This window comes from Streptomyces triticagri (genome assembly GCF_003429565.1).
Lineage (GTDB): Bacteria > Actinomycetota > Actinomycetes > Streptomycetales > Streptomycetaceae > Streptomyces > Streptomyces triticagri.
In genome coordinates this window covers 22,972-44,569 of record NZ_QUAK01000194.1, presented here as the reverse complement: position 1 = coordinate 44,569, position 21,598 = coordinate 22,972, and the positions used below count along the sequence as shown (strand labels likewise).

Here is a 21,598-nt window from a genome sequence, read left to right as displayed (position 1 = left end):
GTCGGGAGTCCCGACGGCCCTGGTCGGTGTCGGTCCGGTCGCGTACGGTGAAGTACGCCTCCGCAGTGCGCTCCCCCGCGGGGCACCCCGCCCCTCTTCACGAACAGGAGACCGAAGGTGCCGGTCCTCCCCGGAGCCGAGCCGTACCGCCACGACGGCGGCGAGGTCGGCGTGCTCCTCTGTCACGGCTTCACCGGCTCGCCCCAGTCGATGCGCCCCTGGGCCGAGTACTTGGCCGAGCGCGGCCTGACCGTCTCGCTGCCGCTGCTCCCGGGGCACGGCACCCGCTGGCAGGACCTGCAGATCACCGGCTGGCAGGACTGGTACGCGGAGGTGGACCGCGAGCTGCGGGCACTCCTCGACCGCTGTGCGCAGGTGTTCGTCTTCGGCCTCTCCATGGGCGGCGCCCTCGCGCTGCGGCTCGCCGCCAAGCACGGCCACGCGGTCCGGGGCGTGGTGGTGGTCAATCCGGCGAACAAGGTGCACGGACTCGCCGCCCACGCCCTGCCCGTGGCCCGGCACTTCATCCGTACGACCAAGGGCCTCACCAGCGACATCGCCAAGGAGCACGGCGTCGAGATCGGGTACGACCGGGTGCCGCTGCACGCCGCCCACTCGCTGCGCCGCTTCTTCCGGATCGTCGACTCCGAGCTTCCCCAGGTGACCCAGCCGCTGCTGCTCCTGCACAGCCCGCAGGACCATGTGGTGCCGCCCGCCGACTCCGCGCGCGTGCTGAGCCGGGTCTCCTCCACGGACGTCACCGAGACCCTGTTGGAACAGAGCTTCCATGTCGCGACGTTGGACCACGACGCGGACCGGATCTTCGAGGACAGCCACGCCTTCCTCACCCGGCTCGCCACGAGCGCGGACACGGAAGCGGACAAGGAAGGGGCCTCGACCGGTGACTGAGCACGACGCGGACCGCGACCGGAGCCGCGAGGAGAAGGACGGCCCCGAGGACGCGGCGGCCCAGGGCGAGGCCCTGGTGCCCGAGACGGCGGGCGGCCCGCCCCAGAGCGCCGACGCACAGCCCGAGGAGGCCCCGCGCCGCCTCGACGAGGACGAGGTCTGGGCCGAGATCGTCGCGGGATACGGCGACGAGCCACCGGACCCGCCCGGTGCCAAGCCCTTCAAGTCGGTCGAGGACCTCGCGGGCCTGGTCGCGGAGGCCACGGGCAAGGACGCACCGGCCGGGCCCGAGCCGGACACCGAGGACTCGGGCCGGGACCGCGAGCGGGGCGAGGGCCGCTCCGGCGGTCCGGTCGGCGGCTCGATCGCCTTCGCACCCGGCGTCGGACCGCGCGACTACAGCCCGCGCGAGCCCGCCAAGGACGACCCGGAGGCCGAGGCCGACGACGAGGGACACTTCGTACCGCCCGAGCCGCCGCCGCTGCCCAGCGCGGACACCACGGCGCGGTTCGCCTGGCTGGCCGTCATCGGCGGCCCGCTGCTGCTGCTCGTCGCGATCCTGCTGTCCTGGCCGATGACTTGGTGGCTGGCCACGCTCAGCATCGGCGGCTTCCTCGGCGGCTTCGCGACCCTCGTCATGCGGATGAGCGACGACGACGAGGAGGACGAGGACCCGGGGCGCGGCGCGGTGGTCTGAGGCCGGCGAGCGGGTCTTGGCTGCGGCACCGGTGTGACTATTCGCAGGTCAGGATGGGCCGTACGGGCGAGGGGTAGGGCTGGGCCGTATTCGACCCTCCCGCCACCGTGAAAGGCCTGGTGCGCATGGCGCAGCCCTTCGAGCTCCCGGATTTCTACGTCCCGTATCCGGCACGCCTGAATCCCCATGTCGAGTCCGCCCGGCGGCACACCCGGTCCTGGGCCCGCCGTATGGAGATGCTGGAGGGCTCCGGCATCTGGGACGAACGCGATCTGGAGGCGCACGACTACGCCCTCCTGTGCGCGTACACCCATCCCGACTGCGACGCCGAGACCCTGTCCCTGGTCACCGACTGGTACGTGTGGGTCTTCTTCTTCGACGACCACTTCCTGGAACTCTTCAAGCGGACCCAGGACCGCGCGGGCGCGAAGCGCTATCTGGACCGGCTTGCGGCGTTCATGCCGGCCGATCCCGCGGTCGGTACGCCCGAGCCGACGAACCCGGTCGAGGCCGGTCTGGCGGATCTGTGGGCCCGTACGGTGCCGGCGATGTCCGGCGCCTGGCGGACACGCTTCGCCGAGGCCACCGAGAATCTGCTGCGCGAATCGCTGTGGGAGCTGTCCAACATCAACGAGGGCCGGATCGCCAACCCGGTCGAGTACATCGAGATGCGCCGCAAGGTCGGCGGCGCCCCGTGGTCGGCGGGCCTCGTGGAGTACGCGGCCCGGGCGGAGGTACCCGAACAGCTCGCCGGGGCCCGGCCGTTGCGCGTACTGCGGGACGCCTTCAGCGACGCGGTGCATCTGCGCAACGACCTCTTCTCGTACCAGCGCGAGGTCGAGGAGGAGGGTGAGAACAGCAATGGCGTCCTTGTCATGGAGCGCTTCCTCGGCTGTTCCACACAGCAGGCCGCGGAGTCCGTGAACGATCTGCTCACCTCCCGGCTGCAGCAGTTCGAGCACACCGCCGTCGCCGAACTCGGGCCGCTGTGCGCCGAGTCGGGGCTCGATGTGGCGGAGGCGGCCGCGGTCGCCGCGTATGTGAAAGGACTGCAGGACTGGCAGTCGGGCGGCCACGAATGGCATCTGCGCTCCAGCCGGTACATGAACGAGTCCGCAGGATCCGCGGGCGGGATCCGGCTGACGCCGCGCTCCGAGGCGGCACGGCTGCGCCGACACGGTCACATCCCGTACCAGCGGGTCGGGCCGGGCGAACTGCCCGAGTTCGAGATGCCGTTCCGCACCACCCTGAGCCCGCATCTGGCGGGCGCGCGGCTGCGGTGCGTGGACTGGGGCGAGCGGATGGGCATGCTGCGTGCGCAGCCCGGTATGCCCCACTCGGACATCTGGGACCAGCGCAGGCTCGCCGGCTTCGACTTCCCGCTGTGCGCCGCGGGTCTGCATCCGGACGCCACACCGGAGGCCCTCGATCTGGCCTCGCACTGGCTGACCTGGGGGACGTACGGGGACGACTGGTTTCCGGTGGTGCACGGTCACGGGCGGGACCTGGCGGGTGCCCGGGCGGCGAACGAACGTCTGTCGCTGTTCATGCCGCTCGACGGCGAGCCGGTGCCTGAGCCGGTCAATGCCCTGGAGCGCGGCCTCGCCGATCTGTGGGCGCGTACCGCCGGGCCGCTGCGGCCGGGCGACCGTGCCACGTTCCGCCGGTCCGTGGAGGAGATGACCGCGAGCTGGCTCTGGGAGCTGGCCAATCAGGCCGCGCACCGGATCCCCGACCCGGTCGACTACATCGAGATGCGCCGCTTCACCTTCGGCTCCGACATGACGATGTGGCTGGCCCGCCTGCAGCACGGCGGCCTGGTCCCGGACGCGATCTACGACAGTGGCCCGCTGCGGTCCCTGGAGCGCTCGGCACAGGACTACGCGGCCCTGCTCAACGACCTGTTCTCGTACCAGAAGGAGATCGAGTACGAGGGCGAGGTGCACAATGCGGTGCTCGTCGTGCAGAACTTCTTCGCGATGGACCGTGCCACGGCGACGGAGGTCGTCGCCGATCTGATGAACTCCCGGATGCGGCAGTTCCAGCATGTCGCACAGTACGAACTCCCGGTTCTGTACGAGGACTTCGAGCTGGACGAGGAGACCGTGGCCGTCCTGGACGCGCATGTGCACGAGCTGGAGAACTGGATGGCGGGCATCCTCACCTGGCACCGCGGCTGCCGCCGCTACCGGGAGGAGGACCTGCGCCAGGGCACCGGCGGGGCGCCCTGGCGCCTCGAGGGGCCGCGCGGGATCGGTACGCAGGCGGCGCGGATCGGGGCGCTGACCGCCGGATAGCTGATCCGGCCGGCAGCGGCAAGCGGTTCAGCCTGCCGGTACCCGCAGCGCGGCCAGCACCGGCAGGTGGTCGGTGGCCGCCGTCAGATCGGCGGCGGCCACACCGGGCAGACCGAGGGGCACTCCGCAGCCGAGCACCTCGATCCCGGGGGTGGCGAAGACGGCGTCGATGCGCTGGTGCGGGTCGTGGGGTGTCGAGGTGTACTCGGCGCCCCACGGCCGTACCGTCCAGCAGTCCTGCAGCTGCCCGGCCAGGCGCCGGAAAGTGCGGCCGTTCGGACGCTCGTTGATGTCGCCGCCCGCGACGGCGTGCGGCACACCGAGGGCCGCGAGCCGGTCGAGGAGCATCCCGCCCTGTGCGTACCGCTCGTCCTTCTGCAGCGAGAGATGGCAGCTGACCACGCCGATCCGGGCGCCGCCGAAACGCACCACCGCGGTGGAGAAGCCGCGCCGGTGCAGTCCGGGAGTGAGCGGCAGAAGCACGTCCTCGGTGCGCTCGACGGTGGCGCGCAGCGAACAGAGCAGCGCCGGCCCCGAGGCGGTGGCGCCGCCGGCGAGCGTGACCAGACCGGACGCCTTGGCGAGCCGCGCGAGATGCTTGCGCCAGCGGAAGAACCGCGGCGCCTCCTGGACGAGTACGAGATCGGGCGAGCAGCCCGCGATCACCCGGGCCAGCGCGGCGGTGTCGTCGCGCATCGAGCGGATGTTGTAGCTGAGCACACGGATGACGGCCGAACCGTCCTGTTCCGTACGGGAGTCGGGGAGCTGTTCTGCTTCCGTACGGGAGTCGGGGAGCTGCTCTGCACGGGTTTCGGGAGGCACGGGGATCAGGCTAGGGGGTACCTCCCCGATCTTCGTGGAGGTACCCCCCTGAGGTCAGCCCTGTCGGGCCAGGTCCGCGGCGCCCACCAGGCCTGCGCGGTTGCCCAGTTGGGCCGCGAGCACCTGGGCGTGCGGGCGCCAGGCGCCGCCGATCAGCCAGCGGCGGAACGATTTGCGGATCGGGTCGAGCACCAGATCGCCCTCGTCCGATACGCCGCCGCCCACGATGAAGGCGGACGGGTCGAACAGCGAGGCCAGGTCGGCGAGTCCGGCGCCGGCCCAGCGGGCCAGCTCGCGGAACGAGTCGATGGCCACCGGGTCGCCGTCGCGGGCCGCGGCCGAGACGTGCTTGCCCTGGATCCCGTCCGGCGAGCCGTCGCCGAGCGAGAGCAGCAACTCGGCTTCCTGCGGCGTCGCTTGAGCGCGCTGCCGGGCGTATCGCAGCAGCGCGCGGCCCGATGCGTACTGCTCCCAGCAGCCCTGGCTGCCGCAGCCGCACAGCAGTCCGTCCGGCACCACCCTGATGTGGCCGAACTCGGCGGCCACGCCGAAGCGTCCGCGGCGCAGCTTGTTGCCGATGATGATGCCGCCGCCGAGGCCGGTGCCGAGCGTGATGCAGATGACGTCGTCGTGGCCCTGGCCCGCGCCGAAGCGGTACTCGCCCCAGGCGGCCGCATTGGCGTCGTTCTCCACGACGACCGGCATGCCGACGCGCTGCTCGACCTTGTCCTTCAGCGGCTCGTGACGCCAGTCGATGTTGGGCGCGAAGAGCACGGTGGCGCGCTTGTCGTCCACATAGCCCGCGGCGCCGATGCCGACGGCCTCGATGTCCTGGCCCTCGCCGGCCGCCGCGACGGCGGCGCAGATCGCGTCGACGATGCCTTCGGCGGTCGGCGGTGTCGGCACGGTGTGGGTGTCGAGGATGGCGCCCTCCTCGTCGACCACTCCTGCCGCGATCTTCGTACCGCCGATGTCGACGCCGATGGTGAGTCCCATTAGTCCCTCAGTTTTCGGTCGTGCCCCGCTGCGCCCACCTTAACCGAGGAGGCTCTCAGTCCAGATCGATGTGTTCATTTGTTGAAGGGCCGTTGTCCTCGGGGCCGTCGGTCCAGCGGCGTTCGTGGCTCTCCACCGCCGACCGGTAGGCGGCGAGGAGTTCGGACCCGGCCGCGGCAAGATGGTCGAAGACATCCGGATTGCGCTCGATGACCGGTTCCACCGCCGCCTTGGCCTGGTCGATGAACTGCTGCACGGCGCCCTGTGCGGCGAATCCGGCGAGCGGACCCTGTACTCCGCCGAGCTTGTCGGCGACCGCGTCGACGAGCTTGCGCAGCTCCTCGGCGGCGGACCCGGGCGGTGTGCCGTACTCCTGCCGGCGCCGGGCCTGCTCGGCGGCCAGGTCCTCGGCACAGGCCTTGGCCCACGCGTCGTCGTCGACGGCCTCACGCGGGTCGGGAACGTTGCGGGCGCCACCCATGCCGTCGGGGCTAGGGGGGAGCTCGGTGTCACTCATGACGGGCTCCTGCGGGCTCTGGGGCGGGGCACGACCGCGTACGGTCTGCGAAGCGCTGGTACGGGTCGGCGAACCGCTGGTACCACTCGACGTTACCCGAACGGCCGTACCCCGTTCACGTCCTGCACATGCCCGGATCCGGGCGCCTTGCGGCCGCCGCGGTCCGGGTGCCGAGCGGTCGCCGCGTCAGGTGCCGCGCGGCCACAGGTCCGGGTCGGGGGCGAACCGGACGCGGAGCTCTCCCTCGCGCAGCCCCGCGCCCGCCACGGTGCAGCGGCGCAGGGCCGCGGGCAGGGCGAGGATCCGCCGGAACCGGCCTGCGGTGACGAGGAGTTCGTCGCCCCTGCGGACCAGGTCGAGGTCCTCGCGTACGGCGCCGGGCAGCGGGATGTGCCAGACCAGTACGCCGTCGTCGGCGAGCCGGTCGTCGATGCGCAGGTCCACGGAGCGGGGCGCTGCGGGGGCGGGCAGGCCGAGCGCCGCGAGGTCGTCGGCGCCGTGCGGATCGTGGCCCAGGTGCGGGGCGCGGTGCACGGCGGGCCCGCCGGCCGCCTCCCACTCGGCGAGTGCCTTGGCCTGCTGGGCGGCGAGCGATGCGACCCAGGGGTCGGCCGAGTCCTGGGGCACGGTGCGGTTCGCCACCAGGGACTCCACCGCGAGTCCGTGCAGGGCCAGACCGAGGGTGGCGCTGCGTATCGCTTCGGTGCCGGCCGGACCCGGCTCGGCGACCAGGCGTACGTCGGTGTCGGGCGCCTCGATCAGTGCCTGCAGCTCCGCGAGGTGCTCGTCCCAGCGAGCGGCGGCGCCGAACAGCCACTGCGCGGGCATCGGCACACCGGCGAGCTGGGCGAGCACGGGGCGCAGCGCGCGGGCGGCCTGCCGCTCCTGCGGAAGTACGCGCTCCAGATAGCGGCGCAGGCGCTCGGGCAGTGCGAGCAGTTCGAGGGCGCGGTCGGCCGGCGGCAGGTCCACGACGATCAGCTCGTACGGTCCCGCGGCGGCTTCGCGCAGCGCGCCGAGCAGGGCGAACTCCTCGGCGCCCGGCAGCTCGGTGAGTTCCTCCTCGTCCAGGCGGCGGGCGCCGAAGGTGTCGAGGGCGGGGCCCGCGCGGTGCTGCAGGGCGAGGAGTTCGGTGCGGAAGCCGGCCGCCGGGTCGACGCGGCGGACGTCGAGGCGTTCCGCCGCCTCCGCGGTCTCCGGGCCGGTGGTTGCGTTCAGGGCTGCGCCCGGGGTGTCTGCGCGGTCCGCGGAGAGCAGCAGGGTGCGGGTGCCGCTGCGGGCGGCCGTTCGGGCGGTTGCTGCGGCGACGGTGGTGCGGCCGGCGCCGGCGGGGCCTGTGAGGAGGAGGGTGCGCATGCGGTTCTGTCGTCAACTCCTGTAGCCGGGTGGCCGCCGGGCCCGGGCCCGGCGGCCCTTGTCGTCAAGGGCCGGACAGGCTGAAAGATGCCCTCGAACGCCGGGCGGGACAGGACACGTCCTAGCGGACCAGGACTCGCCCTGAGGGTCCTTAAGGATCCTCAAAGGGTGTCCGACGACCCCGGCTTCGATTCCACACGGGTCTTCAGACCCGCCAACGCGCGGTCGATAATGACCTTTTCGGCCTTGCGCTTGATCATGCCGAGCATCGGGATCTTCACGTCGACGGTGAGCCGGTAGGTCACCTCGGTGCCCTCGCCCGCGGGCGCGAGCCGGTAGGAGCCTTCGAGGGCGCGGAGCATCTGGGACTTCACCAGGGTCCAGCTGACCTCGTTGTCCCCGGTCCAGGTGTACGCCAGGGTCTGGTCGTCCTTGATCGCCCCGGCGTCCATCACCAGGCGGACCTGCTCGGCCCTGCCCTGGTCGTCGGAGGCCAGTACCTCGGCCTCCTTCACTTCGCCGGTCCAGTCGGGATAGCGGGCGAAGTCGGCGATCACTCCCATGACATCGGCCGGCGCCGCCTCGATCGTGATGCTCGAGCTGGTGTGTTCCGCCATCGCCGTGGCTCCTCCAGTGCGGTCCTGCGGGGGTGGATGGATGGCGTGGGCCTCGGCCGGGACGCTAGGTCCTGCCTGCGGGATCCGCCGCGGTGAAGGCTACCGGCTGCGGCCGCGGCGGTGTGCGCCGCCCACGGGCCGTGGCCTCGTCACCACTCCAGCGCCCACGGCCTGCCCGCCGAGGCGAAGTGTCCGACATTCACGCACTCGGTCGCTCCCACCCGCATCCGCCGTACCAGGGGTTGGTGCACGTGCCCGAAGAGCGAATAGCGCGGTCGGGTCCGGTGGATGGCCTCGAGCAGGGCCTTGCTGCCGCGTTCGAAACGGCGGGCCACGGTGTCGTAGACCAGCTCCGGCACCTCCGGCGGGATGTGCGTGCAGAGCACGTCGACCTCGCCGATCGCCTCGATCTTGGCCGCGTACTCCTCGTCACCGATCTCGTACGGAGTGCGCATCGGAGTGCGCAGTCCGCCGCCGACGAAGCCGAAGACCAGGCCGCCGATCTCGACCCGCTCGCCGTCCAGGACGGTGGTGCCCTCCTCGGCGTACTCGCTCCACAGGCCCGGGATGTCGACGTTGCCGTAGGTGGCGTACGTCGGAGTCGGGAAGACGGCGAAGAGTTCGGCGTACTGCTTGCGGACGGCCCGCTCGATGGCGGCCGCACGGTCCGACTCGATCGTCCCCCAGAGCTCGGCGCCGAAGGCGCGGGCCTCCTCGAAGCGGCGGGCGGTGCGCAGTTCGACGAGCCGGTCCGCGTTCTCGGCGCCGAACAGGTCGGGGAAGATGCCGCGCGAGTGGTCGGCGTAGTCCAGGAAAAGCACCAGGTCGCCGAGGCAGACCAGCGCGTCCGCGCCATCGCCGGCCCGGGCCAGGTCCCGGGCGTTCCCGTGTACGTCGCTCACCACATGGACCCGCATGCCGTCACCCTAGGACGCTTGCCGCTCCCCAGGTAGAGGGCCCTGGACCTGCGGTTACTTCCGAGTCGCAGACGAAGGGGACTAGTCTGCGCAAAGGAGCGCCAGGGCGTGTGACACACGGAACATCTGGTCGGACCCCCCTATCGAAAACGCGGTACCGGTGGGTAACGTCCGGGCAGTCCAGTCGTGCTCGGCCCTCCTCGCAGTGCCCTCGGCCTCGATGAGCCCGAGCACCTGCCAGATCTTGGACCGCTCCGTCGCATCACACAGTGTCGTGGCGCCGGCGCCCTATGAGGAGCAGCAGTCTTGCGCGAGTTCAGCCTTCCGGCCCTGTACGAGGTCCCTGCGGACGGCAATCTGACCGACATCGTGCGCCGCAACGCCGCACAGCATCCGGATGTCGCCGTGATCGGCCGCAAGGTCGCCGGCACCTGGCAGGACATCTCGGCGAAGGTCTTCCTCGCCGAGGTCCGCGCCGCCGCGAAGGGTCTGATCGCCTCCGGGGTCCAGGCGGGCGACCGGGTCGGCCTGATGTCGCGCACGAGATACGAGTGGACGCTCCTGGACTTCGCGATCTGGAGCGCCGGCGCGATCACCGTGCCGGTGTACGAGACGAGCTCCCCGGAGCAGATCCAGTGGATCCTCGGTGACTCGGGTGCCGTGGCCTGCCTGGTCGAACTGGACGCGCACGCCGCGGCCGTCGAGTCGGTGCGCGACCGGCTGCCGGCGCTCGGGAACGTCTGGCAGATCGAGCGCGGCGGCATCGAGGAGCTGGGGCGCATCGGCGCGGACCTCAGCGACGAGGCGGTCGACGAGCGCTCCTCGGTGGCCTGCGCCGACGACCCGGCGACCATCGTCTACACCTCCGGCACCACCGGCCGCCCCAAGGGCTGTGTGCTCACCCACCGCAGCTTCTTCGCGGAGTGCGGGAACGTGGTGGAGCGGCTGCGGCCGCTGTTCCGCACCGGTGAGTGCTCGGTGCTGCTCTTCCTGCCGCTGGCCCACGTCTTCGGCCGCCTCGTGCAGGTCGCGCCGATGATGGCTCCGATCAAGCTCGGCCACGTACCGGACATCAAGAACCTCACCGACGAGCTGGCGTCCTTCCGGCCGACCCTGATCCTCGGAGTGCCCCGGGTCTTCGAGAAGGTCTACAACTCGGCGCGCGCCAAGGCGCAGGCGGACGGCAAGGGCAAGATCTTCGACAAGGCCGCGGACACCGCGATCGCGTACAGCCGCGCCCTGGACTCCCCGTCCGGCCCGTCGCTCGGCCTCAAGATCAAGTACAAGACGTTCGACAAGCTCGTGTACTCGAAGCTGCGCGCGGTGCTCGGCGGCCGCGGCGAGTACGCGATCTCCGGCGGTGCCCCGCTCGGCGAGCGGCTCGGGCACTTCTTCCGCGGCATCGGCTTCACGGTCCTGGAGGGCTACGGACTGACCGAGTCCTGCGCCGCGACCGCGTTCAACCCCTGGGACCGGCAGAAGATCGGCACGGTCGGTCAGCCGCTGCCCGGTTCGGTGGTACGGATCGCCGACGACGGCGAGGTGCTGCTGCACGGCGAGCACCTGTTCGCCGGGTACTGGAACAACGAGGAGGCGACCGCCGAGGCGCTCGCCGACGGCTGGTTCCACACCGGTGACATCGGCACCCTCGACGCGGACGGCTATCTCGCGATCACCGGCCGGAAGAAGGAGATCATCGTCACTGCGGGCGGCAAGAACGTGGCACCCGCGGTGATCGAGGACCGGATCCGCGCGCACGCCCTGGTGGCCGAGTGCATGGTGGTCGGCGACGGCCGCCCCTTCGTCGGCGCCCTGGTCACCCTGGACGACGAATTCCTCGGCCGCTGGGCCGAGGAGCACGGCAAGTCCGGCCGTACGGCGGCGGAGCTGCACCAGGACGCGGACCTGCTCGCGACGGTACAGACCGCCGTCGACGACGGGAACGCGGCCGTCTCCAAGGCCGAGTCGGTGCGCAAGTTCCGTGTCCTGGCAGCCCAGTTCACGGAGGAGTCGGGCCATCTGACCCCGTCCCTGAAGCTCAAGCGCAATGTGGTCGCCAAGGACTACGCGGACGAGATCGAGGCGATCTACCGGGCCTGACCACAGGACCGGGTACGACGCGTGCGTGCCCCGTCCGGCGACGGGGCACGCACGCGTGTCCGGGGCTACAGCAGCCCCTTGAGCTCCTCCGCGAGCAGGTCCCAGCGCCACTTCTCCTCGACCCAGGCACGCCCGCGCTCGCCCATCCGCCGCCGCAGCTCCGGGTCCTCGAGCAGGCTCACGATCCGCTCGGCCGACTCGGCCGGCTCGGTGCCGCGCACCACCCAGCCCGTCTCGCCGTCGAGCACGGCGTCCGGCGCGCCACCCGAGTCACCCGCGACGACCGGCAGTCCGGTCGCCGAGGCCTCCAGATACACGATCCCGAGCCCTTCGACATCGAGTCCGCCGCGCCGCGTACGGCAGGGCATCGCGAAGACGTCCCCCGCCCCGTAGTGCGCGGGCAGTTCGGCCCACGGCACGGCCCCGGTGAAACGCACCGAGCCCGCCACCGAGAGCTCCGCGGCCAGCTTGCGCAGTTCGCTCTCGTACGGGCCGCCGCCCACCACGAGCAGGACGGCGTCGGGGACCGCGGCGAGGATCCTGGGCATCGCCCTGATCAGGGTGTCCTGTCCCTTGCGCGGTACGAGCCGGGAGACGCACACCACCACGGGCCGGTCGGTGAGCCCGAGCCGGGCCCGGACCGCGTCACCGCCGGAGCCGGGGTGGAAGGTCTTCTCGTCGACGCCGGGCGGCAGTTGCACCATCCGGGCCGCGGCCTCGGGGGTCAGCGCGGCGGCGATACGGGACCGGGTGTACTCGCCGAGGTAGGTGATCGTGTCGGTCGACTCGCCGATCCGGCGCAGGAGTTGGCGGGCCACGGGCAGCTGGGCCCAGCCCGCCTCGTGGCCGTGGGTGGTCGCGACCAGGCGCTCGGCACCGGCCCGGCGCAGCGCCGGTGCCATCAGGCCGAGCGGGGCGGCGGCCCCGAACCACACCGACGTACAGCCGTGTTCCCGCAGCAGCGCGGTGGCCCGCCGGGTGACCCGCGGGGTCGGCAGCAGCATGGTGGTGCGGTCGCGTACGACGGTGAAGGGCTGTTCGGCGTCGAAGGCCGCGGTCGCCTCGGCGCCCTCGCGGCCGCGCTTCCAGGTGGAGGCGTAGACGACGATCCGGGCGGGGTCCAGGCGCAGCGCCATGTTGTGCAGGAAGGCCTGGATGCCGCCGGGCCGGGGCGGGAAGTCGTTGGTGACGATCAGGGTCTTGTGCATCGCCGCCGACAGTACCGAACGCCTGGCCGCCGGGGTTTCCGATGCCCCCGGGGTGCGCCTCCCCGATCCTCGCGGACCAGGCCGCGGCGCCCACGGCCCTCCGGCTGGGCTTGGCCCCAGGTTCGTACCCTCCCCCGGCCAGAGACTGGAGGAGGGCACCCGGTGCCCAGACCCTCCCGGATCAGGCCACGGCGCCCCCGGCCTCCGGCCGGGACGTGTCCCCGGGCGCGACTACCTGCGGGTCCCCCGAGCCCGGGGAACGCCTCCCCGGGCTCCCCGGCCCCACGGCGCCCCCGGCCGGAGGCTGCGAAGCGTGCCAGGCCTCGTAGGCCCCGCAGGTCCCCGCCGGTCAGGGAGACGACCCCTGGCCGAGCTGCCCCCGCAGATACTCGCGCCAGCGGGTGGTGAAGTCCTGGGGTGTGGTGTCCAGGACTTCACGCAAGGCCTGCTCCGTGGCGGACCGCTTGCTTCCCGCGCCGCTGTCGCCGACCGCGCGGTAGAAGGCGAGCAGCTCGTCCTCGCCCCAGCGCTCGGCGATCATGCGGCAGGCGAGCCAGCCGCCCTCGTAGGCCCTGGCCAGCGCGTCGGGGTCGTCGTCGAAGCCGAAGTCGTCGTCGGCGGGGAGCGCGTCCGGCAGCTCGCCGCGCTCGACGGCGGCGCGCATCCCGGGTGCGGCCTGTGCCGCGCCGCGTCCGGAGCCGCGGTAGCCGACCCAGTCGGCGAGGCCCTCCGAGAGCCAGAGCGGGGTGGTGTCCGTGGTCGCCGTGCGGGTGGCCACATGGGTCGTCTCGTGGGTGAGGACGACCTGCCGGCCGAAGGCGCCGAGCACGTCGAAGGCGTCCGGATTGAGCACGACGCGGTCGGCCGGAGCCTTCCCGGACCCGCCCGTCTCCCCCGTGGTGACCGCGGCGATCCCCTGGTATCCGGCGGCCGGCGCCCCGAGCAGGTCCCCCATGTCGTCGAGCGACTTCGGTACGAGCACCACGACCCGGCCCGGCCAGTCGCGCCCCCAGGCGTCCTGCACGGCGGGCACCGCACGGTCCGCGAGGTCGGCGTACTCGCGCAGCTTCGCGCGGGATCTGCCGACCCCGAGCACCAGGCTGTGCCGTCCGGTCACGGAGACCACCTCGCCCTGCTCCCAGAGCTGCTCCCCCGCGTCCTTCCCGGCCCGCTCGTCGGCCACGTACCAGTGGTCCGCGCGGCGGTCGAGGCGGACGGTGCGCTCCACCGTGACGGGCGCACGGTCGTAGCCGCCGATCCGGAAGCTGAGCCGCACCCCGGCGGTGGCGCGCGCGCCGGACGCCTCGAGATCCGTCAGGCGGTACGTCCAGGAGCTGACCGGCACCTGGCCGAGCCGGTCGAACTCGTCGTCCCCGGCCGCGCCCGGCACCCCGGTGGCCCGATAGGCGCGCGCGTCCCGGTCGACCACGGCCTCGGCACGGCGGTCGAGCAGCGACTGCACCTCGGCGCGGGTCTCGTCGGCGGCGTCGGTGTCCGCCGGCGCCTGGCAGGAGGCAGCGCCGAGCAGCGCGGCGAGGCACAGCCCCGCCGCCGCACGTCTGCTCCCTCGTCGGCCCGCCACCGTATCGATCGTACGAGGTCGCGGCGGGCGGGCGCCGCCCCGCTCGGGCCGGGCCGGGGTCCGGGTCAGACCCGGGTGACCGACGACACGGGCATCATGCCGACGGGGTCGTAACGCACCGAAGCTCCCGGATGCGGAGCGTGCACGACCTGTCCGTCGCCCACGTACATACCGATGTGGCTGGCGTCGTCCCGATAGGCGACCAGGTCGCCGGGCTGTGCCTGGCCGAGCGGGACCTGGCGCCCGGCGTACCGCTGTGCCTGCGAGGTCCGCGGCAGACTGACCCCGGCCTGTGCGTAAGCCCACTGGGTCAGGCCCGAACAGTCGAAGCCGGAGGGGCCGTTGGCGCCCCAGACGTACGGGCGGCCGACCGCCTGCCTGGCCGCCGCCAGGGCCGCGGCCGCGCGCGGGGACGCCGCGGCACCCGAGAGTCCCGTCAGCTCGCCGTCGGCGCCCGCGCCGTCCTCGTAGGCGGCGCGCTCCGCCGCGGGCAGCGAGTTCAGGAGCCGCTGCGCGCGGGCGAGCTTGCTCTTCACGCTGCGCTTGTGGCGGGCCACGGACGCCCGTGCCTTCACCAGCTCGGCGAGCACGCGCTCGGCCTCGGCGCGCTCCTGGGCGAGTGCGCGCTGGGCGCGCTGGAGTTCGGTGAGTTCACCGGCCTGCCGGAGGCTGATCCGGTCCAGGGTGGCGGACTTGTCGAGGTAGGTGTCGGGGTCGTCGGAGAGCAGCAGCGCGAGCGAGGGGTCGATGCCGCCGGTCCGGTACTGCGCTCCGGCCAGTGAACCGAGCGCGCCCCGCATGGTGTTGATCCTGGCCTGGCCCTTCGCCACCCGGTCCTGCAGCCGGCTCACCCGGCCGCGCAGTCCGTCGGCCCGCTCGTCGGCCTTGTTGTACGCCTCGGTGGCCCGCTCGGCCTCGGTGTGCAGGCGGTCGACCTTCGCCTTGGTGGCGTCGGCCCCGCCGTCCGGCTCGGCGGTCGCGGGTACGGCGCCGAAGGCGGCCGCGACGGTGGCGGCCGCCGTGGAGACGACGGTGATGCGGGTACTGCGGTCGAGGCCGCGTTGCTGCGCGGGACGACGGTGGAACGCCACGGGTGGCCGCTCCCTTCCCCTGACAGGTCCCCCGCCGGTCGGGGGGCGATCAGCGGCAGACAGTAGCCGGGCGGTGCGGACGGCGGGGCCGGGCCGCGCCGGGCGGGAACGCCGGAGCCCCGCCGTCCACGCAGGTGGCAGGCGGGGCGCGGGGGTTGACGCGCGAGCGGCGAATTCGCCCGTTCGGAGGGCATCGCGGCGGCTTGCGCGGTGGACGGTGCGCCGGGCACCGGGAGGGCCGAACCGGCGCCGGAGAGCGTCCAGTTCACGGTGCGGGCCGCCGGACGCGGCCCGCATCCGGGACGTCAGATACGCACGCCGAACATGTACGGCATGTTGTTGACCGACTCGTAGCGCACCGAGGCGCCGGGCTTCGGGGCGTGCAGCACCTGGCCGTTGCCCGCGTAGAAGCCGACGTGGTGCAGATCGCTGTAGAAGATCACCAGGTCGCCGGGCTTGAGGTCGCTCTGCGAGGAGATCCGGGTACCGGCGTTGGCCTGGTCCTGCGAGATGCGCGGGATGGACACGCCGGCCTGCGCGAACGACCACTGGGTGAGCCCGGAGCAGTCGAAGGAGCCGGGGCCGGTGGCGCCGTAGACGTACGGCGAACCGATCTTGCCCTTGGCTATGTTGAGCGCGGCGGCGCCCCGGTTGGAGGCGGGCTTCTCGTTGCCGAGGTCGGCGCGGTCCGCGCTGTCCCGGCTGGCCCGGGTCTCCTGGTCGGCGAGCGCCTGACGCTCTTCGGCGGTCAGGGAGTTGAGCAGTCGCTGAGCGGCGGACAGCTTGCCCTGGACCTGCTTCTTCTTCTTGCCGAGTTCCTTGCGGGTGTCCGCCAGGTCGCCGAGCTTGTCGGAGGCTTCCTTGCGCTGCTGCGCGAGCGTGCGCTGCTTCGACTGGATCTTCTTGAGCGCCTCGGCCTGCTTGCCCGTCAACTGGTCGAGGGCGGAAGCCTTGTCGAGATACGAGTCCGGGTCGGAGGACAGGAAGAGCTGCACCGAGGGGTCGATGCCGCCGGAGCGGTACTGGGCGCTGGCCAGCGAACCGAGGCCCGCCCGCAGGTCGTTGAGGTCGCTCTGGCCGCGGGCGACCTTGTCCTGGAGCTCGTCGATGCTCTCCTCGAGCTGCTCCTGCGTCTCCTTGGCCCCGTTGTACTGCTCGGTGGCCTTCTCGGCCTGCTCGTAGAGCTTGTCGACCTTGGCCTTGACTTCCTTCTTGCTCGGCTTCGGGTCCGCGTGGGCGGACTGGGCCGTGATGGCCACGGCAGCGGCGGCGGTAGCGGTGAGCACGGTCACACGGGTGCGGCTCGGCTGCTTGGGTCGACGGTGGGACGCCACGAAGGCGAGCTCCTTCTTCCTCCAGCCGCCTACCGAAAGACCCGGCGGGCGGGCCCTCCACCGACACCCCGGATGGGTGATCAACCGAGCGGAGGTTCGAGCCGACCTTAGTGATGGACTTGTGATCGTTCAAATCCTCACAGGGAAAATCTCGCCCCACGCGAGCATTCTTTACTCACAACCCACAAGCAGTGACGGCCGCTTGACGCTACGTCCCCCACCATGCCCACCAAATCGGGCATACGCCACAGGAGTTACCCAACTCCCCGTTAGTTCCGCGAAAGCCGCTTCAGGAGCACCGCGGAGGCGACCGGTCGCGCCCCGGCGCGCGCGATCCCGTCGGCGACCTCCCGGTCGGTGGAGACCACCGTCACCGGACGGCCGGGAGGCTCGGCCCGCACCAGCTGCCGGATCAACTCGTCCGCGGTGACGCCCGGTTTGGAGAACAGCACCCGCACCCCGCGCGGCGGCGCGAGCAGCACGGGCGCGGCCAGTTCGGCGCCGTCGAAGACACAGGTGACCTCCGCGCCCGTCTGGGCCGCGAGGCCGGACAGGCTGCCGAGCAGCCGCAGCCGCTGCTTCTCCAGGGGCATGGTCGGATAGCCGGTCTTGGTGACGTTGTAGCCGTCGACGACCAGATGCGCCTGGGGCAGCGCGAGCAACTGGTCCAGGATCGCCGGGTCGTTCTCCGACAGGGCGCGGGCGGCGATGTCCTTGGGGGTCATCCGGCCCGGCTCCACGGCGTCCACCGTCTCGGCGGGCCGCACCGAGACCGGCGGCAGGGCCAGTTCGCGGCGCAGCCCCTGGGAGGCCTCGAGCACCGTGTCGAGCAGCAGACGGACCCGCATGTCCTCCATGGAGCGGCCCTCGCGCACCGCCTTGCGGCTCGCCTCCAGCGCCGCCTCCGCCTCGCCGAGCCGGGCCTTGAGCCGCCGGCCCTCGCTCTCCGCGGCCGACAGCCGGGCCTGACCCTCGGTCCGTACCGCTTCGGTCTCGGCGGCCGCCTTACGCAGGGCCGCCTCGCCGCGCTTGATGTCGCTGTGCGCGGCGCGCAGCTTGCGGTGCAGGGACTCGGCCTCTTTGCGGGCGGCGTCCAGATCGCCGCGCAGCCGCTCGGTGTCCGCCTTGGCGGCCGCCCGCGCCTCGGCCAGCTCGGCGCGCAGCCGCTGCAGTTCGGCCCTGGTCTCGTCCTCGGCCCGCTCGGCGTCGGCCCGCTGGGCCTCCTCGCCCGCGGCGGCCACCAGCTTGACCCAGCCGGTCGGCCGCAGCACGTACGCCGCGGCCGCCACGTCCAGCGGATCGGCGGCGGGCGGTGGAGTGCCGGACTCGAGGGCGGCGGCCAGCTCGGCCTGCGACTCCTTGAACCGCTCGCCGATGCGCTGGCGGAACAGGGCGTCGCTCTCGACGGCCGCGGCCATCGCATTGCCCGCGAACTTCAGCCGGCGATTCGGGGTGAAACGGGCGTACTGCCGCAGCTGGGCGGGGAGTTCGGACACGGTGAGACCGCCGAAGCCGTCGGAGACGATGCCCACGACGCGGCGGCGCACGCCCTCGGGCAGTGGGCGGTCGAGCGACTCGGCCGCCTCACCGGCCGCGTCGGCCGGCTCGGCACCGTTCGACGCCTCCACCATCCGTCACCCCACTACTGTGGCCGGCCCTCTCAGGAGCCCGCGCCCGGCCTGTCCACGAGTTCCACCTGGTTCTCCGCGTTGCACCAGCGGCAGCGCACCGACTCGATGGTCTCACTGACCACCTCGCGCTCCTCGACCTTGGGCTCACCGGCCAGGTCGAGATGTACGTACTCCACAACCTTCGACGAACGGGTCACGTCGAAACGCGTGAGATTGCCGCAGAGCGCGCAGCGCCAGCGGGTTTCGGCGGTCGGCTGGGGAACCGTCATCGTGGCGGTACGCCTTTCTCGCATGCACGGCCGCACCCGGCGCGTGCCCTTCGGTGTCTTCTGCACTCCCCGAAGCCCGCGGAGTCCTTTCAACCCTACGGCCTGCCGGAACGCCCCGTGGCCCGCTCCACCACGACCTCGGCGCGGCCGCGACCCGCCCCGGCGAGGCGCGGCGCCCCCATCACTCCCGTTACGTCAGGATCTGTCCCATGAACGGCAGGCGGGGCAGGCGCGTACGGCACGAGGACACCGGAAAGGACAGGGCCCGCAACGCGGAGGGGAACACCGCCCGCACGGCACTCGGCGGACTCCTGCGCGGGCACGGCCCCACGGTGACGTACGCGCTGATGGCCGCCTGCTGCGCGGTCTTCCTGCTCTCCCCGGTCTCCGGCTTCAATCCCGTGTACGGCACCGGCGACGAGCTCGCCGCCGCGCAGCGCGCCCATTTCGAGCGCTGGGGTGTGATCCCCGCGGAGCTGCTCGGCGGCTCGGTGCGCGCGGCGGTGACCCCGCTCACCGCGCTCTTCGTGCACGGCAGCTGGGTGCACCTGCTGGGCAATCTGCTTTTCCTGTACGTCTTCGGTGCGATGGTCGAGGAGCGCTTCGGCCATCTGCGGTTCGCCGTGTTCTACCTGGTCAGCGGTGGTCTCGCGCTGCTCGGGTTCGCGATCGCCGACGCGGGTTCGCGGGAGACCCTGGTCGGTGCCTCGGGGGCGATCTCCGCGGTGCTCGGGGCGTTCCTGTGGCTCTTCCCCAGCGCCCGGGTGACCAGCCTCTTCCCGTTCCTCTTCTTCCTGCCGCTGCGCTTTCCCGCCTGGCTCGTGCTGCCGTTCTGGGCGCTGCTGCAGTGGCTGGCCGCGCAGCGCCACACCAGCGGCCCCGGTGTGGCGTATCTCGCGCATCTGCTCGGCTTCGGACTCGGCTTCCTCTACGCCTGGGTCCGCTGCCCGAGGACGGACGGACCCGTCGGCGGCCCGGGCCGGAGAGCCGGCAGGAGAGCTAAGGTGAAGCGGCAAGCCGTGGCGACCGAGGGAGACAGTCAGCCGTGATCACCGCGATCGTGCTCATCAAGACCAGCGTGGACCGGATCCCCGAGATCGCCGAGTCGATCGCCTCGCTGGACAACGTCAGCGAGGTGTTCTCGGTGACCGGCACCTACGACCTGATCGCCATGGTGCGGGTCCCGAACCACGACGACCTGGCCGAAGTGATCCCCGGCCGGATCAGCAAGATCGCCGGTGTCGAGGGAACCGACACCCACGTGGCGTTCCGTACGTACTCACAGCACGATCTGGAGGCGGCCTTCGCGATCGGCCTCGACTCCTGAGGACGGACCCCGACTCCTGAGGACGGTCCCCGAACTCCCGAGGACGGTCATCGACTCCTGAGGACGGTCCTTCGCCGCGGGACTCCTGCGCCGCGGATGAAGAAGTCTTCATCCGCGGCTCATCCGGGCTCTCGGTTTCCCGCCGCAGTCTTGCCGCCATGGCCTTCTCGCATCGCATCGCGGCACTCGCCGCCGTCGTGGCGATCCCCCTCGGCATCGCCGCCACGAGCTACGCCCTCACCGACAGCCCCGAGACACCCAAGGTGCCGCCCAAGGTGGAACTCGAGGAATCGCCCTCCGGCCCCGCGAAGCCGACCACCGAGGGCCCGACCCCCAGCGACGAGGTCGTCTCCCCGCCCCCGGTGACCGACGAGCCCTCGGCCGACGACGATGACGACAGGACCGGCGGCGACTCCTCCCCCGATGATGACGACGACGACCACGGCGACAGGGACGACGGCTGACTCCGTGCCCCGCCGTCTCTCCGCCCGCGTCCGCATCCTGCTCTGGCTGCTCCTCGTGATGACCGTCGCGCTCGCGGCGGTCGCCACCACCACCCGGTCGATCCTGCTGCGCGACGCCGACCACCGGGTGGCCCGGCTGCTCGCCCAGGAGGCGAGCGAGTTCACCAACTTCGAGCGGCAGGGCCTCGACCCCGAGACCGGGCGGCGGTTCACCGACCCGGACCGGTTGCTCCGCCTCTTCCTGCAGCGGCAGTACGCCGACTCCGACGAGGAGTTGATGGGCCTGGTCGCCCGGACCGGACGCGATCCGGCCAAGCTCGTGCAGCAGCGGGAGATACCGGCCCCGCTCCCGCTGCACAAGGACGCACCGGCCCGCCGTGCGATCTTCGCCTCCGCCGACCCCACCGGCACCCTGCACCGCCCCGAGGGCGAGATCCGCTGGGCCAAGGTCGAGGTGGCCCGGCACGGCGGCGACCCCGAGGCCGCCTTCGTCGTCGCCTTCCACCCCGGGCGCGAACAGGACAAGGCCGACGAGGTGTTCCGGATCCTGCTCGCGATATCAGGGGTGGCGCTCCTGATGACCACCGGTATCGGCTGGGTCGTCGCCGGCCGCATCCTCAAGCCCGTACGCCTGGTCCGTACCGCCGCCGCCCAGCTCACCGAACAGGACCTGACCCGGCGGATCCCGGTGCAGGGCAAGGACGACATCGCGGCCCTCACGGAGACCTTCAACGGCATGCTGGACCGGCTCGAGCGGGCCTTCGCCGCCCAGCGCGAGTTCGTCGACGACGCGGGCCACGAACTGCGCACGCCGATCACCATCGTGCGCGGGCACCTGGAGCTGATGGGCGACGATCCCGCCGAACGCGAGGAGACGGTACGCCTGGTCACCGACGAGCTGGACCGGATGAGCCGCATCGTCGAGGACCTGCTGCTGCTCGCCAAGGCCGAGCGGCCCGACTTCGTCACCCCCGGGCCCGTACAGCTCGCCGAACTCACCGCGGACGTCTTCGTCAAGGCCAGGGCGCTCGGCGACCGCGACTGGCAGCTGGCCGAGGTGGCCGACCGCGAGATACGTGTCGACGCCCAGCGCATCACCCAGGCCGTGGTGCAGCTCGCGCAGAACGCGGTGCAGCACACCACCCAGGGGCAGACCGTCCGGATCGGCTCGCGCGCCGCGGCCGACCGGATCGAGCTGTATGTGGCGGACACCGGGCCGGGGGTGCAGCCGCAGGACATGGACGTGATCTTCGAGCGGTTCCGCCGCGGCACCGCACGCCGTGGCGTGCGCGGCGGCACCGGTGCGGGCCTCGGCCTGTCCATCGTCCGCGCGATCGCCGAGAGCCACCGCGGCCGGGTGGGGCTGCGCACCACCGAGGGCGGCGGCGCCACCTTCGCCCTGGACCTGCCGGAGCGTCCGGAGACGGCCGAACGGCCTTGAGAACAAGCCGACTTGAACAGCTC

Annotated in this window: 20 protein-coding genes; 8 read left to right on the top strand and 12 right to left on the bottom strand. The window is 72.2% G+C overall.

What is annotated here, in order from left to right; all coding sequences use genetic code 11:
* The first annotated feature begins 117 nt into the window (after window positions 1-117).
* From DY218_RS26710 to DY218_RS26700, 3 genes are all read left to right on the top strand, one after another.
* Entirely contained in the window at window positions 118-909 is a 792-nt protein-coding gene (locus tag DY218_RS26710) for an alpha/beta hydrolase (RefSeq protein ID WP_128558689.1), read from the top strand.
* Window positions 902-1,606 (top strand): hypothetical protein, encoded by a 705-nt coding sequence (locus tag DY218_RS26705; protein ID WP_128558688.1) that lies wholly within the window; start codon window positions 902-904, stop codon window positions 1,604-1,606. Before DY218_RS26710 ends, DY218_RS26705 begins: the two co-directional genes overlap by 8 nt.
* A 125-nt stretch (window positions 1,607-1,731) precedes the next feature.
* Window positions 1,732-3,903, top strand: a complete 2,172-nt coding sequence (locus tag DY218_RS26700; RefSeq protein WP_128558813.1) for a terpene synthase family protein — start codon at window positions 1,732-1,734, stop codon at window positions 3,901-3,903.
* 27 nt (window positions 3,904-3,930) lie between these two features.
* Here the strand turns inward: DY218_RS26700 and DY218_RS26695 are convergent, their stop codons facing one another.
* The 6 genes from DY218_RS26695 to DY218_RS26670 form a co-directional block, all read right to left on the bottom strand.
* On the bottom strand, window positions 3,931-4,725 hold the full coding sequence (locus DY218_RS26695; protein WP_128558687.1) for an endonuclease/exonuclease/phosphatase family protein: 795 nt from the start codon (window positions 4,723-4,725) through the stop codon (window positions 3,931-3,933).
* A 54-nt stretch (window positions 4,726-4,779) separates the two neighbouring features.
* Window positions 4,780-5,721, bottom strand: a complete 942-nt coding sequence (locus tag DY218_RS26690) for an ROK family glucokinase (protein WP_128558686.1) — start codon at window positions 5,719-5,721, stop codon at window positions 4,780-4,782.
* 55 nt (window positions 5,722-5,776) lie between these two features.
* Window positions 5,777-6,202: a DUF5304 domain-containing protein gene (locus DY218_RS26685; protein WP_128558812.1), complete on the bottom strand. Its 426-nt coding sequence runs from the start codon at window positions 6,200-6,202 to the stop codon at window positions 5,777-5,779.
* Between the two features lie 222 nt (window positions 6,203-6,424).
* Window positions 6,425-7,594, bottom strand: coding sequence for an ArsA family ATPase (locus tag DY218_RS26680; RefSeq protein WP_128558685.1), 1,170 nt, complete (start codon window positions 7,592-7,594; stop codon window positions 6,425-6,427).
* 161 nt (window positions 7,595-7,755) lie between these two features.
* Window positions 7,756-8,211, bottom strand: a complete 456-nt coding sequence (locus DY218_RS26675; protein ID WP_128558684.1) for an SRPBCC family protein — start codon at window positions 8,209-8,211, stop codon at window positions 7,756-7,758.
* A 149-nt stretch (window positions 8,212-8,360) separates the two neighbouring features.
* A complete protein-coding gene (locus tag DY218_RS26670) occupies window positions 8,361-9,128 on the bottom strand; it encodes a metallophosphoesterase family protein (RefSeq protein WP_128558683.1) in 768 nt (255 codons plus the stop codon).
* 306 nt (window positions 9,129-9,434) lie between these two features.
* Here DY218_RS26670 and DY218_RS26665 point away from each other — a divergent pair, with 306 nt between their 5' ends.
* Window positions 9,435-11,228 carry an AMP-dependent synthetase/ligase gene (locus tag DY218_RS26665; protein WP_128558682.1) on the top strand — a complete coding sequence of 598 codons (1,794 nt, stop codon included), beginning with the start codon at window positions 9,435-9,437 and terminating at the stop codon, window positions 11,226-11,228.
* A 65-nt stretch (window positions 11,229-11,293) separates the two neighbouring features.
* Here the strand turns inward: DY218_RS26665 and DY218_RS26660 are convergent, their stop codons facing one another.
* The 6 genes from DY218_RS26660 to DY218_RS26635 all read right to left on the bottom strand — a co-directional run bounded on the left by DY218_RS26660 (window position 11,294) and on the right by DY218_RS26635 (window position 18,343).
* Window positions 11,294-12,436 (bottom strand): glycosyltransferase family 4 protein, encoded by a 1,143-nt coding sequence (locus DY218_RS26660; protein WP_128558681.1) that lies wholly within the window; start codon window positions 12,434-12,436, stop codon window positions 11,294-11,296.
* A 349-nt stretch (window positions 12,437-12,785) separates the two neighbouring features.
* Window positions 12,786-14,018, bottom strand: a complete 1,233-nt coding sequence (locus tag DY218_RS26655; protein ID WP_128558680.1) for a hypothetical protein — start codon at window positions 14,016-14,018, stop codon at window positions 12,786-12,788.
* A gap of 65 nt (window positions 14,019-14,083) precedes the next feature.
* Window positions 14,084-15,109: a C40 family peptidase gene (locus tag DY218_RS26650; RefSeq protein ID WP_128558679.1), complete on the bottom strand. Its 1,026-nt coding sequence runs from the start codon at window positions 15,107-15,109 to the stop codon at window positions 14,084-14,086.
* A 305-nt stretch (window positions 15,110-15,414) separates the two neighbouring features.
* Complete coding sequence (locus DY218_RS26645) at window positions 15,415-16,443, bottom strand: C40 family peptidase (protein ID WP_128558678.1); 1,029 nt, start codon at window positions 16,441-16,443, stop codon at window positions 15,415-15,417.
* Window positions 16,444-16,712: 269 nt separating this feature from the next.
* Window positions 16,713-18,074 (bottom strand): NYN domain-containing protein, encoded by a 1,362-nt coding sequence (locus DY218_RS26640; RefSeq protein ID WP_128558677.1) that lies wholly within the window; start codon window positions 18,072-18,074, stop codon window positions 16,713-16,715.
* Between the two features lie 29 nt (window positions 18,075-18,103).
* A complete protein-coding gene (locus DY218_RS26635) occupies window positions 18,104-18,343 on the bottom strand; it encodes a hypothetical protein (protein ID WP_128558676.1) in 240 nt (79 codons plus the stop codon).
* 209 nt (window positions 18,344-18,552) lie between these two features.
* Here DY218_RS26635 and DY218_RS26630 point away from each other — a divergent pair, with 209 nt between their 5' ends.
* The 4 genes from DY218_RS26630 to DY218_RS26615 all read left to right on the top strand — a co-directional run bounded on the left by DY218_RS26630 (window position 18,553) and on the right by DY218_RS26615 (window position 21,575).
* Window positions 18,553-19,392, top strand: coding sequence for a rhomboid family intramembrane serine protease (locus tag DY218_RS26630; RefSeq protein ID WP_128558675.1), 840 nt, complete (start codon window positions 18,553-18,555; stop codon window positions 19,390-19,392).
* The gene (locus DY218_RS26625; protein WP_128558674.1) at window positions 19,389-19,670 is read left to right on the top strand and encodes an Lrp/AsnC family transcriptional regulator; all 282 of its coding nucleotides are present in this window, start codon (window positions 19,389-19,391) and stop codon (window positions 19,668-19,670) included. The genes DY218_RS26630 and DY218_RS26625 overlap by 4 nt, the downstream gene beginning before the upstream one ends.
* Before the next feature lie 158 nt (window positions 19,671-19,828).
* Entirely contained in the window at window positions 19,829-20,134 is a 306-nt protein-coding gene (locus DY218_RS26620; protein ID WP_128558673.1) for a small secreted hydrophilic protein, read from the top strand.
* On the top strand, window positions 20,097-21,575 hold the full coding sequence (locus DY218_RS26615; RefSeq protein ID WP_233521922.1) for a sensor histidine kinase: 1,479 nt from the start codon (window positions 20,097-20,099) through the stop codon (window positions 21,573-21,575). Before DY218_RS26620 ends, DY218_RS26615 begins: the two co-directional genes overlap by 38 nt.
* The last annotated feature ends 23 nt before the right edge of the window (window positions 21,576-21,598 follow it).